Annotated in this window: 11 protein-coding genes; 1 reads left to right on the top strand and 10 read right to left on the bottom strand. The window is 40.6% G+C overall.

The window, feature by feature from the left end:
* Positions 1–9 precede the first annotated feature (9 nt).
* From AB6735_RS20560 to AB6735_RS20575, 4 genes are all read right to left on the bottom strand, one after another.
* On the bottom strand, positions 10–1,152 hold the full coding sequence (locus AB6735_RS20560; protein WP_370997931.1) for an efflux RND transporter periplasmic adaptor subunit: 1,143 nt from the start codon (positions 1,150–1,152) through the stop codon (positions 10–12).
* Between the two features lie 290 nt (positions 1,153–1,442).
* Positions 1,443–2,048 carry a TetR/AcrR family transcriptional regulator gene (locus AB6735_RS20565; protein ID WP_370997932.1) on the bottom strand — a complete coding sequence of 202 codons (606 nt, stop codon included), beginning with the start codon at positions 2,046–2,048 and terminating at the stop codon, positions 1,443–1,445.
* 191 nt (positions 2,049–2,239) lie between these two features.
* Positions 2,240–2,764 carry a DinB family protein gene (locus AB6735_RS20570; RefSeq protein WP_370997933.1) on the bottom strand — a complete coding sequence of 175 codons (525 nt, stop codon included), beginning with the start codon at positions 2,762–2,764 and terminating at the stop codon, positions 2,240–2,242.
* Between the two features lie 216 nt (positions 2,765–2,980).
* Positions 2,981–4,150 (bottom strand): MFS transporter, encoded by a 1,170-nt coding sequence (locus tag AB6735_RS20575; RefSeq protein WP_370997934.1) that lies wholly within the window; start codon positions 4,148–4,150, stop codon positions 2,981–2,983.
* Positions 4,151–4,372: 222 nt separating this feature from the next.
* Here AB6735_RS20575 and AB6735_RS20580 point away from each other — a divergent pair, with 222 nt between their 5' ends.
* Positions 4,373–5,533: a putative sensor domain DACNV-containing protein gene (locus AB6735_RS20580; protein WP_370997935.1), complete on the top strand. Its 1,161-nt coding sequence runs from the start codon at positions 4,373–4,375 to the stop codon at positions 5,531–5,533.
* A gap of 174 nt (positions 5,534–5,707) precedes the next feature.
* On the opposite strand, the gene AB6735_RS20585 is transcribed toward AB6735_RS20580, so the two are convergent.
* From AB6735_RS20585 to AB6735_RS20610, 6 genes are all read right to left on the bottom strand, one after another.
* Entirely contained in the window at positions 5,708–8,296 is a 2,589-nt protein-coding gene (locus AB6735_RS20585; RefSeq protein ID WP_370997936.1) for a hypothetical protein, read from the bottom strand.
* A 52-nt stretch (positions 8,297–8,348) separates the two neighbouring features.
* Positions 8,349–10,703 (bottom strand): GAF domain-containing protein, encoded by a 2,355-nt coding sequence (locus AB6735_RS20590; RefSeq protein ID WP_370997937.1) that lies wholly within the window; start codon positions 10,701–10,703, stop codon positions 8,349–8,351.
* Positions 10,704–10,996: 293 nt separating this feature from the next.
* Complete coding sequence (locus AB6735_RS20595) at positions 10,997–11,890, bottom strand: SdiA-regulated domain-containing protein (protein WP_370997938.1); 894 nt, start codon at positions 11,888–11,890, stop codon at positions 10,997–10,999.
* Positions 11,877–13,922, bottom strand: coding sequence for a polyphosphate kinase 1 (gene ppk1 / locus AB6735_RS20600; RefSeq protein ID WP_370997939.1), 2,046 nt, complete (start codon positions 13,920–13,922; stop codon positions 11,877–11,879). Before ppk1 ends, AB6735_RS20595 begins: the two co-directional genes overlap by 14 nt.
* A gap of 24 nt (positions 13,923–13,946) precedes the next feature.
* Complete coding sequence (locus AB6735_RS20605) at positions 13,947–15,179, bottom strand: Pycsar system effector family protein (RefSeq protein ID WP_370997940.1); 1,233 nt, start codon at positions 15,177–15,179, stop codon at positions 13,947–13,949.
* Between the two features lie 414 nt (positions 15,180–15,593).
* Entirely contained in the window at positions 15,594–18,191 is a 2,598-nt protein-coding gene (locus AB6735_RS20610; RefSeq protein WP_370997941.1) for a DUF3857 domain-containing protein, read from the bottom strand.
* Between the last annotated feature and the right edge of the window lie 32 nt (positions 18,192–18,223).

Genomic DNA, 18,223 nt, shown 5'->3' on the forward strand with positions numbered 1-18,223 from the left:
GTGTATGTATTAGTTTTTTGTTACAGCGGCGTCGGCTACTTTACCTGTAGCTTTTTGAGGTTGGATCACCATACCCTCCTGTAATTTATCAACACCGCTTAACACAATCTGGTCGCCTACTTTTACGCCGTCTTTAACCAGGTAATTGTCGCCGTTTTTGCCAACAATATTAATTTCCTGTTTTTTCACCTTGCTGCTATCGCCTACGGTAAATACAAACACCTTATCCTGCATATCAACAGTTGCTGATTCAGGTATTATTAAAGCATCTTTATGTTCCAGGCTTAAACGAACTTTACCGGTATTACCAGAACGTATTAAACCTTGTGGGTTAGCAAAACTTGCACGTACGGTGATAGAACCAGTGTTTTTATCAAACTGGCCATCAATCATATCTATTTTACCTTGTTTGGCATATTCAGTACCATCTGCTAATAGTAGTGACACTGATGGTAATTGTTTTAATTTTTCACTTAAGGTTTGACCAGGATATTGTTCTTTAAAGTTTATAAAATCCTTTTCGCCTAATGAGAAATAAACACGTACGTCATGTACATCTGATAGTTGGGTAAGTGCCTCAGCATCAGTTGGACCTACAAGGCTACCTTGTTTTTTAAGCAACCGGCCAATATAACCGCTTACCGGAGCTTTGATCAGCGTATAACCCAAATTGATTTGAGCAGCTGCAATGTTTGCTTTTGCTTGTTCAATATTTGCTTTGGAAACCAGGTTGGTTGCTTTTGCTGTTTTTAACTGGTAGTCAGAAACTACTTTGTTTTCAACTAATGGAGTTAACTTATCAATTTCCAGTTGTGAATTGAGCTGGGTTGCTTCGGCAGCATGTAAAGTAGCGATCGCGTTATTTAAAGCTGCACGGTAAGGTTGCTCGTTAATTTTAAAGATTGGCTGACCGGCACTTACAAAAGCACCTTCGTCAACAAAAACTTTATCTAAAGTTCCGCTTACCTGCGGACGAATTTCTACATTAACAACCCCTTCTATTGATGCAGGGTATTCCTGGTAAGTAGTTTGTGTGCCTGCTGTAACAGCAGTTACGGGTAAAGATGGTGGCGGTGGAGCCTGTTGTGTTTGAGGCTTTGAAGAGCAACCATATAATGAAAGTGCTAAAAGCGCTAAAATGAAACTTTTCATAAATAATTAATTTTTGATGATGATAAATGATAGAGATTTAAATGACCTTGCGGTCTGTATATATGTTGATTGAGTTATGTTCATGTGTATATGATCTGATTATAAACAGCTAACCCTCCTGGCAAGCTGTGTTTGCATTAACAGCCTTATGCTTCTTAATACTGTTAATGAGTAGTATGTAAAAATTGATGTCCATGATATATGTATTTATATGTTTGATAATAGATGTTTAAACTTTATATGTTTAACAGTGTTAAATGATTTAACATTGTTTTTATACGGACAAAATTTTAAGCCCGTTCTATTGATTTAATGATTGTGCCGATAGCATCCTTTAATACCTGTTGATTCATTTCGTCCGAGTAACCCCGGCGCAGGATATTGATCGAGATCAATCCGTGTACTACCGACCAAAAAGTGTAGTATTTTAAGCATACCATATCTTTGGTTGGGTTTTTAATGTGCATGAGTTCAATAATAGCCTGACTGAATTCGTTATAAGGGCCTTCTGACTCCTCGAGAGTTGCCACCATATCACAGCAGCAATTCATCTCCACCCCGAACATCAGTTGATAAAGCTCCTTGTTCTCCATCGCAAAATCCCAATAAGCCAACCACATGGCTTCCAACTGTTTTGCCGGCGATTCATGCTTGGCTCTCACCTCCTGTAAGTCCCTGGTCAATATCAGGTACCCCTTACGGGTAAGTTCTAACAGGATGGCCTCTTTGTTGGCAAAATATTCGTATATAATGGGTGCGGTATATTCAATCACATCGGCAATTTTACGCATGCTCAAAGCTTGCCAACCCTCCTCTTTTACAATATGGAGAGCAGCATCCAGGATGTTGATCCTGGTTTCTTCTTTTAAGCGTTGTATCCGTTCTTTGCTTGCCACTTTTTTACTTAATTAAATTATTTAACAGCGTTAAATTATTTTACAAAAACAACCGGGTTTTATTTCAGTTCCCGGTTTATTTTAACGCTTGTTAATTTATTTAACAGCGTTAGGCAAAAGTATAAAGGTTCTAAACTTTATTTACCATCTTTTTGTCAAATTCATTTCATTGAATTGTCAGGTAAAGTGCTTTAAGCGTTTGTTTTACTTAATAGGTAAACTAATTGCCCTAAATGATAGCCTTGGTGAATCGTTCTGTTGATCAGAATATTTAATTTATTACGATGTGGCTCACGCTCAAAGTCCTCTGCAGATACGGCGCTGTGTTTGGTAAACCACGCTTCGGCCGGTAACGCTTCCATCTTTTGTTTAAGCAGGGTATTCACTTCATTCCAATAAGCTTTCAGTTCTACAATTGATGGTCTTTCCAATTCTGCAGCTTCCGGATTCTTCAGAAACAAGTCATCCAGTTCGGGGTGAAGCCTTTCACCAAGCTCCAGGTAAGTAAACATACCATCGCTTACACCGGTCAGGTGTCCCAACAGGTACACACCGCTGTTACGACCGGGTGCTGTTTGTGCAACCAGTTGCTCATCGCTCAATTTATCTACTAAAGTATTAAGGCGGGTATTTTGCAGTTCCCAATTAGATATGGCCACCTTAATTGCTGTATTCAGCATTGATAGCGCATTGGTTTCGGTTATTGTATTGCTCATATTGTGGTGGTTTTGATGATTAAGGGTCGGCCTTTTTGCCAGACTTTTAATTTTGATACAATTATAAGCTAACTCCGTAGTTTTACCCATCTGTTCTTGATTTCTGCACGAGATTTTACAAACCCATGATCTGTATATTAGGTTACACCAAAGCCGGTTATACAGCGTTATTCACCCCAATATTTATATGACCATATTGAGCAAATGTTTGGGCTTTTATGGTGTAACCACAGCCTCAGCCTGCGGTTTAAGTTTTGATACCATGATAATGATCAGGGCCCCAAAACCGGCTACAATGCCGAATGCACAACGTAGCCCGGCAGCCTGGGCTATAAAACCTACCGCCGGCGGAATGATCAAAAAGCCAAGATAACCTACGGTTGATATAGCGGCTAATGCCTGTCCGGTGTTCATACTTTGTGATTTACCAGCCATGCTGAATACTAACGGCACCACACAGGATACTCCCATCCCCACCATAGCATAACCAACATACACGGTATAGCTGTATGGTAAAACGACAGAAAACAGTAATCCTGTAAATATTAAAATACCACTAAAGCTGAGCACCTTTTTGATACCTGCCGATGCCACCAGCTTATCGCCGGCAAACCGACCAATGGTCATGGACACCATATATACAACAAATGCTGCTGTAGCTGCGGGTTTTGAAGCATGGAGTACTTTTTGAAAATAGATACCGCTCCAGTCATACATGGTATTCTCACAGGCCATGGATGCAAAGCAGATCAATGAAAATTTGATCAGGTGTTTATCGGGCAGGGTAAAAACCGACCGATTTATTTTATTTACAGGTTTTTCATAATAAGCATGAGGATAAAAGATCACTGTAATAATGATCATGCTGATTCCTACAAATAGTAAGTGATAAGATGGAGCCACGTTTAAGGATACCATCAAATACCCCACAGCAGCACCCGCAAAGCCGGCCATACTCCAGATACCATGAAACGTAACCATGATAGACCGGTCATAAAAACCCTGTACACTCACGGCTTGTGCATTAACCGAAAGGTTAAATATGTTACGTGCCGAACCAAAGAAGAAGAGCAGCACAATCAGTTGCCATATATAAGCAGTAAAGCCAGGTAAGCAGAGTAAAAGATTAAAAGCTATAGCTCCCACCAGCATAATGCTCCGGCTGCTAAAGTGTTTCAACATTTTTGCGGTTATAGGTATGGTAAGCATCAAACCAATGGGTAAAGCAAATAACACCGCCCCTAACTGACCTTCATTCAAATGTAACTGTTGCTGTATGGAGGGTATACGTGATGCCCAGGATGAATACCCAAAGCCCGAAATAAAAAAGAATACCCCGCAGGCAATTCGCAATTTCAATTTCCCGGGAGCTGTAACCTGATTCATATTTGTATTTAAAATGGCAAAAGTATGGATAATTTATAAGTGGGGGCACTTTGCCTGGTATATAGTAAACAAATAACCATATAAAGGCAACACCCCCCTATATTATAAATTAATATTTTACTAAAACAGAATTATCCTCCAATTGCAATTTTGACCTATTTGTTTGTGTCAGCAGGTAAATAGCGTTATTTTTGGTAACACAACAAGCCTCGTATAAGAAAAATGAAAACCAGCAGCACAACTTCTGAACCTACTTATAAAGCTGCCCGGGTTGTAGCACCCTCCATTGAAAGACATTTTAAACATTTTCACTCTTTGGTTAATGCCGAAGCTGATGCCGATGTTGCTGCCCCCACACCAGACATCAGTATCATTGAAAATATAATCGATATAGCCTTTTGGGCGAGTTTGCGCCGGGAAGAAGGGTATTCGCCAAAGTTTACTTTGGCATTCCTGCCGCCCGAAAGTGCCGGGCAACCCCTGTTATTTGGTCATAAAATACCGCTTGCACCTAATATTCTCACCAAGTTTGCCTCTGCCGTTCAACAACCAGGCATACATTTAGGTGTTTGGATTGAGGATGGCGAGCTTTATGTTTGGGGTACTACATTGGCTATACCTGCTTATTGCTTTGTACTGGAAGTGATAGAACCGGGCTTACTGGTGATCAAACACCGCAGGGTTGACGGCTTCGGTAAATTTTTGAACATCGCTATTTTAAAAGGCGATGATATTAAAGTGGTCGACGAACAAGGTTCAACCCTATCCGACTGCCCTACTATACTCACCTCTATGCTCGATTTTACTTTACCATCATCCTGGAACGATCCGGTGAATGTTTTGGTACAATTGGCAGCTTCGATGCAGGCACACCGTCGTGGAGGGATCTTACTGGTAGTTCCTTCCGGCAACGACGATTGGATGGAGTCGATCATTACGCCGATATCATACCCGGTATCTCCTGCCTTCTCTGGTCTCACCGATCTGATGATACACGAAGGGATTGAAAAATACCATACCTCCTGGCAGGAAAAACTACGCCGGGCTGTAGATACGATCGGTGGACTAACATCTATAGATGGCGCAACGGTGATTAACGACAAGCATGAATTACTGGCCTTTGGCGCCAAGATCGGCCGGTCGTCCAAAAGCGTCCGTATTGAAGAAATTATCGTTACCGAACCTGTAGTTGGCTGCTCTACTCAAATAATTCATCCGGCACAAAATGGCGGTACAAGGCATTTATCGGCGGCTCAATTTGTATTTGACCAAAAAGATGCCATAGCACTGGTAGCCTCACAGGATGGTCGATTTACAGTTTTTGCATGGTCACCCGTAGTTGATATGGTTCATGCGCACCAGATTGATATTTTGTTATTGTAACCATATCTCTCAAAATGAGAATGAGTTAAACAATCAACCCGTCATTGCGAGCGCAGCGTGGCAATCCCCGATTAGCAGAGTGAGAGTGGTTTTGCAGATTTACTCTGTATAGTTAGGGATTGCCACGCTGCGCAATGACATGATTTATTCTATTATTTTTATAGATTGATCTTCTTAAAACCTGAACCCTATCGATATATAAGGCAAAGCTCCTTCTTTAGAAAAGCCAACCACCCCTTCAATCAATACCAATTGAGCCGGGATTAGGTAGATTCCCCCGCCGTAGCCATCATGCCATTGATCGGAAGATTCACCTGGTTGCCATACCCGACCCACATCATTAAAGCCGATTATACCCAATGAGCCTGGTAATAGGTAGGAGCTAAAATCAAGTACTTTCAGGCGCAGTTCCAGATTATTGTAGGCGATAGTTTTACCGGTGAACCTGTTGGTATGAAAACCACGGAAATTTTGTGCTCCGCCCAACTTCATCAATTGAAAATAAGCGGCATCGCCTACTGTGGTACCCAAACCGGTACGGTTGGCTATCACCAAAACAGAATCCCTGTCGGGGTTTAAATAGAAACTAAACTCAGACAAAATTTGCCCGTAGGTATTATGGCTTCCCGAGCCACCGCCAGAATACCCGCTAATGGTTGTATTCCATAAAATTCCTTGCGTAGGTATAATCAACTTATTACGGGTATCCAGTTTGGCATTAGCGGTTATCCCTCCATAAACCTTGGTACCGAATACTTTTTCATTTGGATACGCCTGATTATAGTCATTCAAAAAGCGTTTACTGTTGTTTGATGCCTGGCTGTTATAAAACTGCCCGGCTACACCTGCGCTTAAACGCCAGTTACCATAGGTATGGTGCAATGAAACATCACCGGTAACGTAATCATACCGGTTACGGTAATAAGAGATCTTATGGTCATCTTTATTTTCAAAAACGGTGTTATTACCTATTCCAAAGAAGTTGCTGAGGTTATTAGGCCCTCTCGACAGTATATTAATACCAAAATCATTATTTCCTATAAGTTTCTTCCACTCGGCCACGTAGGTAAATAATAACGACTTCCGCGCCAACGAGTAATTGGTTAAAAACTCCTCCCTAAACGAATAAGGCTCCTTTCGGAAACCATGCTTTTCATAAGAAAAACCACCGATAAGCAACACACCAATGTCGTTACTGTAATTGGCTAAAATAATAGGCTCAAAACGATCAAATTTATAACTGGTTTTATCGTAACTGTTTACAGTAGTATCTGTTGACGTTTTATTTTTTGCCTGCGATGCCGGTGGTAGTTTGTTTTGCTGGTCGGAACGGTCATAGATGTACAAATTCCGTTTATTATGTAAACTATCGTTCACAGTAAAACTATCCATACCATCCCCGCCAACCATCCGTACTTTAATTGGCGAAGGCTGGTTACCTGTAACCGAAAACACATCATCACCAGCAAAACCATAAAGCCTGACTTCCTTGGTTACAGCAGGTGTAAATATACGGTGATAGGTTACCTTGTCGATACTGCCATCCTTTTTGATCTTATTAACCGTTACCGTTAAATCGCCATTTGGTTCATTATGAACAGTGAATTGATCTGTTTTATCACTCGCCGGGATCTCTACCTCGCGCGATATAAAACGATAGTATTCCAATGCCTGTTTGGCCAATCCATTTCTCCTGGCTATCATCTTATCGGCTATCTCTTTACCCGAAAGCTGATAAATGGCATCAGGCATTAATTTCATAGCCTTGTTGATCAGTTCATCTGTCAATTTGGATTGCACATAGCTAATCTGTTCTTTCCAATCGTCTTCGCTCAACTGATTTAAAAAGTAACGATCAAAATACCGGGCGTTAAAATTCCAGCCATTGATATCTCTAATCTCGTCGCTATAACCCTGAAACTTTGATTTCAACCATTGATGGGCCACTATCCAGGGTAACACACCCGACGTTTTATAATACACCTGGTCGCGATCGCGGGGTACAGGTTCATAAATGGTTTCGTGCTTGCCATCTATCTTTTCCCAGCGCCATTGATCCTCGTGCCTGTCCCAGTCGCCAAGGAGCATATCCAGCAGGCGTGCCCTTAAAACGGTCTTTTCATTAACCCGGTTGTCGTTATCCTCAAGTAGCTTTCGTTGTACCTTTTCAGTATTATCAGTTTTTTCGGCATCAAGAGGCTCCCGTTCCTCAAATAAAAAAACCTGATTGGCAAAATCTTTCCGGTAATCGCCCAGGGCAGGATCATCGGGCACATAAACAATTTTGGGATTAGAATGCGGCACACCCAATGCCTGGGCCAGCGGCGGCACAGTGAGCGCCGAAAACGGATGTGCTGCCGACACCTGATCCTGCAATATATCTTTGGCTACAGTTGGTCTGAGATCGACCGGCAGACCCTTTTCCGGGTATTTTTGAATGGTACGCAACACCCATTGCTGCCCGGTTGAATCTTGCAGTCGCAATGATTTGGTTTGTTGTCCCCCGCCCTTTTGCAGAATTTTCAAGCCTCCTTTTTCTTTGGAGATATGAAATATGGGCAACTTAACCGGTGCAGCCCAAAGCTTCCGATAACTCTCGCCAAGAAAAAACCGGTGGGTTTTGCTTACCCTATTATAAGTGGGCTCAATAGCCAATTTTATACTATCGCCTGTAATCTGTGCCTTTAAGCGCTGTGGGCCCAACAGAAAAATCCCCGTTAAAGAAAGGAATAATACTTTAAGCACATTTTTAGCAGGCCGCATGATATGGTTTTTGTTAAGCAATGGTAGCACCACTGCATATTACAAAATAGTTTTATTTTTCTAAAGCTATTTCGTAATTAACACCTACCCTAAGCGCTTTTAAACCGGTAACACCCTGCAATTCTTCCAGTTCAAGCTGTTCCAGGTCATCCAGCAATATGTCCTCTTCCTGCAGGTATTTAATATATTCCAGATATTCGGCAGCTTCTGCCTGGTTAAAATAAACCATGGCAATTTTACCCGGTTGGGTCAACCGCTCAATTGTTCCGGCTATTAAAACCTTATCGATGCGTTTTTTGACCACCTCGTACCTGATATTATAGGCTCCTTCCACATCAAAACGTCTTTCATCGTTCCTGAAACTGATATCAATAGGATTTGAGTGTATAAATATCAGTTGTGTAGTTTGCAATGGCCTTGAAAGCTGCTCGGTTAATCCATGAGTAAGCCTGGCAATTTCGGCCATTGATTTAAGCTGCCATAAACGGATGTTTTTTAAATACAACACATCAAACATCTTTTCGGGAGCTATGGATTGCCCTATATAAATATCATATTCTACCCCATCGGTGCGGAATTTTTCAAAATAGCAAGGATATGACCCCTGTACTTCTTCCTGCGCCTGCTCCAGATAGTGATTGATAGAAGTATTAACAAGCTGCATAGACGCTTCCAGGTTACGCCTGTGGGCATAAGAAAGGCCTTCTTCTTCACCAAGTGAATCAAAATAACGATCTATTACCTCTTTTTCGTTGGGATAATTCTTCCGGAAATGATCAAGAAAGGGATTTACCTCATCATGCAAAAAACCATCAAGCATCAATTCGTCATTGGTGGTTATAAAGCCGTTCACCTTCTCCAGCCACTCTTCGCATTTATAAATCAGCCTGTCGGTTAATGTAAGGTGGATGTGCTTTTTTAATATGGTCAACGTTTCCATAATAGTGGTGAGCAGCGACTTTAGGTCTTCCTGCAAAGCACTATTACGCTCGATGGTGGAGTTACGGATATCAACTGCGCCGAACAAGGGGTATACATTATCAAAAACCACAGTCTCTATTTCCTGGTTTTTCTTTTTCCTGTTGCTTTTCCGCAAATAGTTCCAGGCCACCTCGTTAAACTTCCATTGAACGGATGGCTGCAACGAGGTAAATTTATCTTTGATGATGGTCTCTATGCGGGAGGTAAACTGGTCTATACTGTTTTGCAGTAACTGAGCTACTAACGGGATAGCAGCCTGTAACTTCGATAACAGTTTTTCATAAAACACGATCTCCTGGTAAGAATAAACTTCCATGATACCGGCCATTTTTTTATTATAATAAACCGGGAAAATACCGTAGGACTTAATGCCCGCCTGCTTTAAAATATTAAGAAAGGGATGTTTTGTTACCTTTTCGTCGGTCAGCGACCGAAAGAATACAGGCTTGGGGTTTTGCTTATAATCGTCGGTAATGGCATAAAATGTTTCCTCGGCCAGGCTAAATTCCTTTGCGGATGAAATGAGCACACTTTGCGAACATTCGTTGGTATCGAATATTAATTTATTATTGACTGTTAAGAAGGGCAATAAGCCAAACTCAATAGCCGGGTTTTCGGAAAGTGTTTTAAGCGATTCGATGATCAGATCGTACTGGTCGGCTTCGTTGTTTGAATGGTTTACGAGCTCATTACGGATGCTTTCTATGGCGTGGGGCAAGGTTACATCGGTTAGGGTTATTACCGTAAACCCTTCAAATTTAAAATTAGAGAGCGGCAGTATATCTTCTAAAACATCTATCCCTTCGTAATCATTAATATATGGCTCAATGGCATCAAAATTGATCTCTGGTAAGTCGCCAGTCAATTTTATATTAACAAACTGTGTGTTGGTCTGGATGTTGTAAAAGCGTGAAAGTCCTGTTTCAGGATCGGCGTTGGTAAACAGCATTTCGTTTTTTGACACCGCCGTAAAACCGTATAAGCGCTCCAGTATCAAATTGTATATAAACCGCTTCTGACGCTGACTAAATAATTCGCCCTTACTAATATTTACTGCATGCAAGCCGGAATGATTACTGGAATGGAAATCGAAAAAAGCATCGGTACTAAAGAATATTTTTTCGGGCACGGGTGTACTCAAAGCCCAAAAAAACTCTTTTTCGTTTAAAATAGGAGGTGTAAGTATGCTGTAGATCAGCTCGAGCATTTCCCGGTACTTTTCAGCATCTTCGGGGTGCAGATCCAGATCAATACAGGTATCCTGTTCAAATTTATTTAATACATACCTGTAAAACTCGCTTTTAAGTGTTTTTTCGGTTTGTATGCGCTCCTTCAAATGCTCCACGAACGGATTAAATGACAGGCAAGTATTCACCTGACATAAAAAACAATCATCCTTATTTATATTTAAAATTTCTGTGTGCATTTTTATATAATTATCCTGTTTAAAACTAAAACTATTGAAAGATATGGTGTATCTATCTTCAGTTTGGCCGGATATTCTTTTTGTTGCCGTTGCTTATTGCATCGCCAATAATACATTTGCCTTGTCAAAGTTATAACTAACAATGGCTTTTGTAAGTAACAGATTTGTAATTAATCAATCTGTATTGACCTTACTATCAAAATCATAGTATTAGTTTAGTCATATTTTTGAGGGTTTTGATACCGCCTGAGCAACTTTTGGTCAGACTAATTCATCGCCTCTTTTAACATCAATTACTTTGTATAACTAAACTTTAATACGTTCCCGGCAGTAACAAGATCGCCTTCATTTGAGATATAAAGATTATTATGATCGTCAAACGCGATCCCTTCAGGTTGATTAAATAACTTTGAGTTCAGGGTATAAACATTCTTGACATTCCAGGAAGCATCAGTAACAGCCAGCACCTTATTAACCGATGAAAGAACATACCACTCGTTGGTATTTAAGTTTTTGGCCAAAGCCGATGGGCGAAATGCGCCTTTCTTTTTGCCGGTTAATTGTTGTTCTATCGTTTTAACATCGATACTAAAACCTCCTGCAGGTTTCACAGTGCCATCGCTTTGCAATTGTAAAATATAGCCACTACTAATCTTACGCTTATCGTTATCACAATTTTTGCATAATATATACAAGCGATTTGTTTTTTCATCGGCATACATGCCTTCATACTCCCCAGCGGGTACTACATCTTTTATCTTTTTCACACCTGGGATCTCTTTATTCCTTACCTGATTAAACGGGAAAGTAAACAATGTGCCATCGCTCCGTAATATGATCATATAATTATTGTTAATAGCAATATCTTCATAATCACCTGATTTGGCGAAACGGCTTTCACTCACCTTTTTATCACCTAATTTTAAATAATATACATTGCCATTTTCATCTTCCTCCGCATATAACGAATCGCTTTTACCATGCCTGAAAGCAATGCCCGATATCTCCGTTAAATTAATGTGCATGTTATATTTTACCGGTTTATTCAGATCATAACCCTTAGGGTTTGCTATCACTTCTGGTTTACTGGTGCAGGATATACCCAGGAGTACTGCCACGCTAACCAACACCATCATGGTGAAAGCAGTAACTTTCCTATTTATTTTGTTGTTTTTAAACTTTCTCATCAATTTTGTGCTGTAAAAGTTCATATATGCCGCGCTGCGAATGCACTAAAGGTTCATGCTTTTCGATACTTATGTTCTGCAACTCTTCATTGAGCATTACCGCCTGCACATTGTCATTTAATTGCAGATCGATGATCTGCATGATCTCGGCCTTGATACCTTGATCATAAACAGGGAAACACACCTCGATGCGCCGGTAAATATTACGGTTCATCCAATCGGCCGAACCCAGGAAAACCTCGGGTTCATTGTTATTGTGAAAAATAAATATCCTTCCATGTTCCAGGTAACGATCAACAATACGGCGTACGGTAATGTTCTCGCTCATTTCTTTAACTCCCGGTATAATACAGCAAATACTGCGTACAATAAGCGATATTTTTACCCCTGCCTGTGAGGCTTCGTATAATTTGGAGATCAATATACGCTCTTCCAGGTTATTTAGCTTGATCGTGATAGCTCCCTCCAAACCTTTTTTAACATGGTTAATTTCCCGGTCAATCAGTTCTATAAACCGCTGTTGTAAATTAAACTGGGCCACCAGCAGGTGTTTAAAATTGACAGGAAAACCTTCGGATGTTTTTGCTTTTTTACCCAGGAATATGAACAGCAGCTCCATTTCACGAAGCATAGCCGGGTTGGCGGTCATTAAAATATGATCGGTGTAAAAGGCCGCGGTGCTTTCGTTAAAGTTACCTGTGGCCAACAAGCCGGCATATTTGATCCGGCCGTTCACCAATCTTTTTACCAAAGCAATTTTGGCATGCACCTTTAAGGCCTTATCACTATAAATGATCTCGACGCCGGCAGCCTTCATTTTTTTGGCCCATTTAATATTGTTAGCCTCATCAAACCGGGCTTTAAGCTCCACCATTACCCTCACCTTTTTGCCATTGCAAGCCGCGCTGATGAGGGCATTTACAATGCGCGAGTCGCTGGCTACTCTGTATAGAGTAACGGATATTTCCTGCACATCTTTATCAATAGCTGCTTCATTAAAAAAGCGCAGTATGCTATTATACGATTGATAAGGCGCATGAAAAATTTGATCATGGTCTGCAATATGGTCAAATAATGATTCCTTGTCTATCAAACCCGTATTGACTATTGGTGACCAACGGGCATAACGTAAAGCGGGCAAATTAACAGGCAGCCCCATCAGATCTTTTAAATTATGATATGCGCCCCCTTCTACCACACTTGAACCCTGCAGGCCCAATTTTTCGGTTATGGAATGCAGGGTACGCAACGGAATACCCGGTTGATGCAGAAAGCGGGTAGCCATACCCATATCCCTTTTTAACAATTGCTTTTCGATCTGTTCAGACAGGTCGCCATGATACTCGTCTTTCAAATCAAGCTCGGCATCACGGGTTATTTTAAAGCTATAACACCCGCTGACGGTTTCGCTGGTAAATAACCTGTCGAGATTAAACCTGATGATATCATCCAGAAATATAATATACTGTTGATCGTCTGCTGATACGCTGTAAAAACGGGGTAATTGATTGGAGGGTATATTAAGCAGTATTGTTTTTTCCTTTTCTCCCTTTACATCAAGGGTGATTAAAAAATACAGGCGGTTGTTTTCTGGAAAGAACTTTTTCCCGGTTTCGGATAGGTCAACCGGCTGCAGAAAAGCCATCACCTGGCTAAAAAAGTAATCAGTTACCTTATCCCGCACCAACTCTGGAAGCGGCTCATTAAACAACAGATTTACCTTATTTTGTTTTAACAAGGGTATCAACCTGCCGGTGAACACTTGTCCAAACTTTTGTTGCTGCCGTTCAATCAATTGCTGGGCTTCCAGCAAAACATCTTCCTTTTCGTGTGCAGCGCCTTTAGCTAGCTTATTTACAGCCAGTATAACGGGCATCCTTACCCGGTAAAACTCGTCCAGATTTGAAGAAAATATCGAAAGAAAATTCACCCTTTCCATTACAGGCAGATCTTCCTTTTCGGCCTCCAGCAAAATACGCTCGTTAAATAGCAGCCAACTCAGGTCCCTGTCAAAAAATGAGTAATGATCCATAAAAGCAGATGTTCGTTTAGCAGATTATATCAGTGATGAGATCAGGAAGGCCAGTACTGAAATAATAAGACCAAACATGAATATATTATAAGAAACCCGCAATAGTCTGTATTTTTTGCCCAGCACAACACCCTGCGAATAGTTATCACGGATAAGACTGCCGTATAAAAAATCTTTATCATCCATCATTTTCACCATACCATCGCTATAATCATTCAATGACATGCGATAAAAGTTACCAAAGAAAAGCAGGTTGACCGTCTTTTTCTCAATATCTTCAGGCGAAAAGATACCTGGAGGGATTGATGGCCGTGTAGACAGGATGGAGAATATCATGGTGGTTAAACTTACCGTAAGCAGCATAAACGTAGGGATAAGCAAGTTAGAATGCTCATCAAGCTTCCGCAATACTAAACTGATAATGGCCGATAAAATGATGGAATTTACGGTAATCATAATATGGGCCTTATTGTCGGCCATATCACTCAAACGCTGATGATTTGCAGAGCTGATACGGAACATAGTTTCGATACCCCTTTCCGGTTTATCACTTTTGTGTTTTTTTTCATGATGCTCCTCTTCTTTAGCAACAGCAGCTTCAACATGATCTGTGTCAGTTATTACATCTTCAGTTTTTTCCTTCTTTTCGGCTTTTTCTTCCACATCCGTTTGTTTTTCCTTTAATTTCTCCAGGTTCTTTTGTTTCTGGTCATTAAGTAACAGCTGGCAATAATCGGTAAAGTAATGATGCGATTCTAACAGCTCAATATTGCCTGCCCGCCAAGTATCTTTATTAATTTCCATATGCCTGCAGGCTTCCAGTTCCTTACGCATGAGCTTGCTTTTTTCTCTAAAATCATCCGTACCCAGGTGAAACAGATCGGCATCGCACAAAATTTCTTCCAGCAAGTTGGTTGGTTTCTGGGGCATTTCAGTAGCCATAATACAGGCACTTACCTTGTCAATCACCGCGTTATCTACCTTTTTTTGCTTTAAAAAATGGGTAGCGTTCTCAGTGCTTTTTACCTCATGATTGCTTTTATCAACAAAGTAGCCGGTGTCATGAAACCATGCTGCTGAAAGCACTATAAAAAAGTCCTCGTCGGACAATTGATAATGATTGGCGATCTGCGTTGCGGCGGCAACAACGTCTTTGGTATGTTTAAGATTATGGTATGCAAGTTCGGGATCATGATGCGCATCAAAATATGATATGACATCATGTTTTACCTCTTCTAACAAGTGTTGAAATGTCATGATAGCTTTTTATGGTTAAAGTACTCAAATTTATTTTAAAAATTAATATTTCCGGCAGGCCGTTAAATGTTCGTTGAATATTATTTAATGTAGACGTTTGAAAACTTTTTAAACCTCAAATTTTAACACTTTCCGGCTCAAAATCGTGGCAAAAACAGTTCGAAGTCGTTCGAAAAACATTCATTAACACTTTTAACAAATTTTAACACGATTTTGATCTGTTTTAAAAGGTTTAAAAAGTATCGGGTAATTGATAATCAAATAACTACACACCCAATAATCTGTTTTTGATTTATTTTACCTCTTAACAGAACGGCCTTGTTTTCTTTTTATCAGAAAACAAGGCCGTTGCACATACAAATATACGCAATCTTGCGGAGAATATTGACGGAACAAAAATCAAAAACGGAACATTTACTCTTCCAGATTCGCCTGCTCTTCCTTTACCGGTGATTCGGGCTCTTCATAACTATAATTATATGGCGGATAAGGGACTATAAACGTTTCCATAACCCTGGTTGATCTCTTAAAATAAGAAATCCAGATGACAGCTATTAAAACCGAGCGCACAGCAACTGAGATACTTTCATTAGTTAAAACAGCTTTGTGTAATGGTTGTACAACCATGATCTTTAACAACAGGAAAATCATACCATATATAAAATACCCAATAATAAAACGGGGTAATATATCGCGCTTGTTAAGCAACAGCACCAGGCAAAACAGCGCATAACCGGCTAATATTGTGTCGCCTGTCAACTGATATATCAATGCCAGCTTATAATTGAACTCATACCGGCTACCACTATAGGCGCCCCAGGTATGCAGGCTAAAAATATCATCCGAAAATAGTCGAAAAACTGCACCGCAAGCCGTTAGCACAAGGCCTATGGCTACCAGCACCAGCCAACCACCAATGGGCTGGAAACCTGAGCCAGGTGTAAAAACTATAGCCGGGGTTTCATGCTGATAGATCCGCATGCCTACAAAAACAAGTACTGCTATCAGTATAACTGCCAATATGATCATAAAGCCATTAACGCCGGTTGTCGATGATGACTCAGCTCCAATGTAAGAGAAGCTATAACTAAGGCCTGTATTATTGAGCTCTTTAACATCATCTTTATATTCGGCGAGCTTGTTAAGCGGTATATTATCTTTAAGAAATGTTAGCTTGTATTGCAAAAACAGGCTATCGCCCACAGCCCTGCGATTTGAAGAAAAATGATAATAATCACGGTTAATCGTGTTAGTCTTCGTTGCCATATCCCAGCCGCCAGATATAATTAATTGTTGTGTGTACTCCAAATTATATGGATAGCTTAATGATACAGGTGTTTTTGTTTGACCAGTAACATTCGGGAACATGTCTGATACGCTGTAAGCAAAAAGCTCAGCAGTTACCCGGTTGCTTGTGGGCCCTTTCTTAAAGAAACTACTGATGAGATAGGTTTCAGTAGTGGTGATGCTATTTTTTTGTAAATCGTCTAATACGGTTACGGAATCTTTACGCTCAATTTTGGTATATATTTTTGCGTAATAATCAAGGTAGCTTTTTTCTGTTTCGGCCATGCTATTAGAAGCTAACCTACCCCGTAGATTATCTGCATGATTACCTGTATAGGTAGTTTTAACAGTGAGTAATACCGGCGATTTTGCATCTTTAATAGTATAGATATCTTTACCAGTGATCTTGCCTGTTTTTGAAGGCGGTATACTTGTTAAGGCATTATTACCGGCTTTTAATACCAGTCCTCTCCCATAATCAGGAAAGTAAACATCAGTGCCCGTGCCGCCCTGATAATCAATAGTGGCATCAACCCAAACCTGTTTGCCATTAACGGTAGCGGTTACTACAGCGTGATTAAAGGCATAGTGTGTAGGTATATAGTCGGCTATATGTTCATTGCGGCTTGCATTTACCAGTACCATGTGCGCTTCTATGCCGTTGGCATTCAGCATGGAAACCAGCAACAGGGATTTGTCTTTACAATCGCCATAGCGCTGTTTAAATACTTTTTGAGGGTCATTGGCCCGGTGCGAGTACTGGCCAATCTCAATACCCATGTACCGGACCTCGTTTTGCACCGTCCGCACAGCCGCTCTGAAATATTTCTCCTTATCGCCACTGGCTTCTGTTTTAAGTTTTTTTATGCGATCAGCCAATTCTCCGGTAATATGTGTATCGATAGGATTAATACTTAGTGCCCAATCCACCACATCAGCCCAGCTGTTATATTCGCTGATTTGCACATGTCCCAAAGGATCATACCAATCAGGCTGATTATTATAGTCCTCGCCAGCCGGTATCTGAAAATCTTCATAAGCATACTGTTTAAGTCCGCCGTTTTCAGAAACCGTTATTTTAGGTGTCTTATTAAAATATTTAAAATTGAGCTTTCTTTGCGCCGACGCGATGATAGCCGTATACTGATGGGCTATGGGCGTGTACCATTGAAAATAAATATTATCGCAGTATTTACCTTTAAAAATGGGGTTACGGCCGGTAAGCGTATAGGAGTATTCTATCCTGTCGCCTTTACGGATATCATCCAATATACATAAGGCCGAAAAAGTGCCCTGGTATAAAAAATCAGAGAGGTTCTTTTCGTCGGCCAATACTTTAAAAGCTGATATTTTTAATCGGTTTAGCGGCTTATTATCGCGCCAAACGGTGATATCATGAAAATCAAGGCGTTCAAAGGCCGGGTCAAAGCTTATGGAGATCTGCGAGGCGTTTTGAATCCCCGCATCTGATACAATTTCGCGGATCACGTGATGGTAATCCGCCTGTTTTTCTACCTGGATCTGCTCTTCAATAAGCGCATAAAAAAAACCTCTTTCAATGGTTCGTGCGGATGGCTTTTGACTATAAGGCTTAAAGCTGCTTAGCCATACAGGTTTGGAAGATTGATGTACAACCGGGGTACCCGCTTTAGCTAATTGATTGTTAAACAACAGTAACAGCGGGCAAAAAATTAAGGTTAGGTATATTTTAAAACACTTTGGCATACAGGCATTGAAAATAAAGAAAGTACCTGACT

The organism is Mucilaginibacter sp. RCC_168 (genome assembly GCF_041355315.1).
Lineage (GTDB): Bacteria > Bacteroidota > Bacteroidia > Sphingobacteriales > Sphingobacteriaceae > Mucilaginibacter.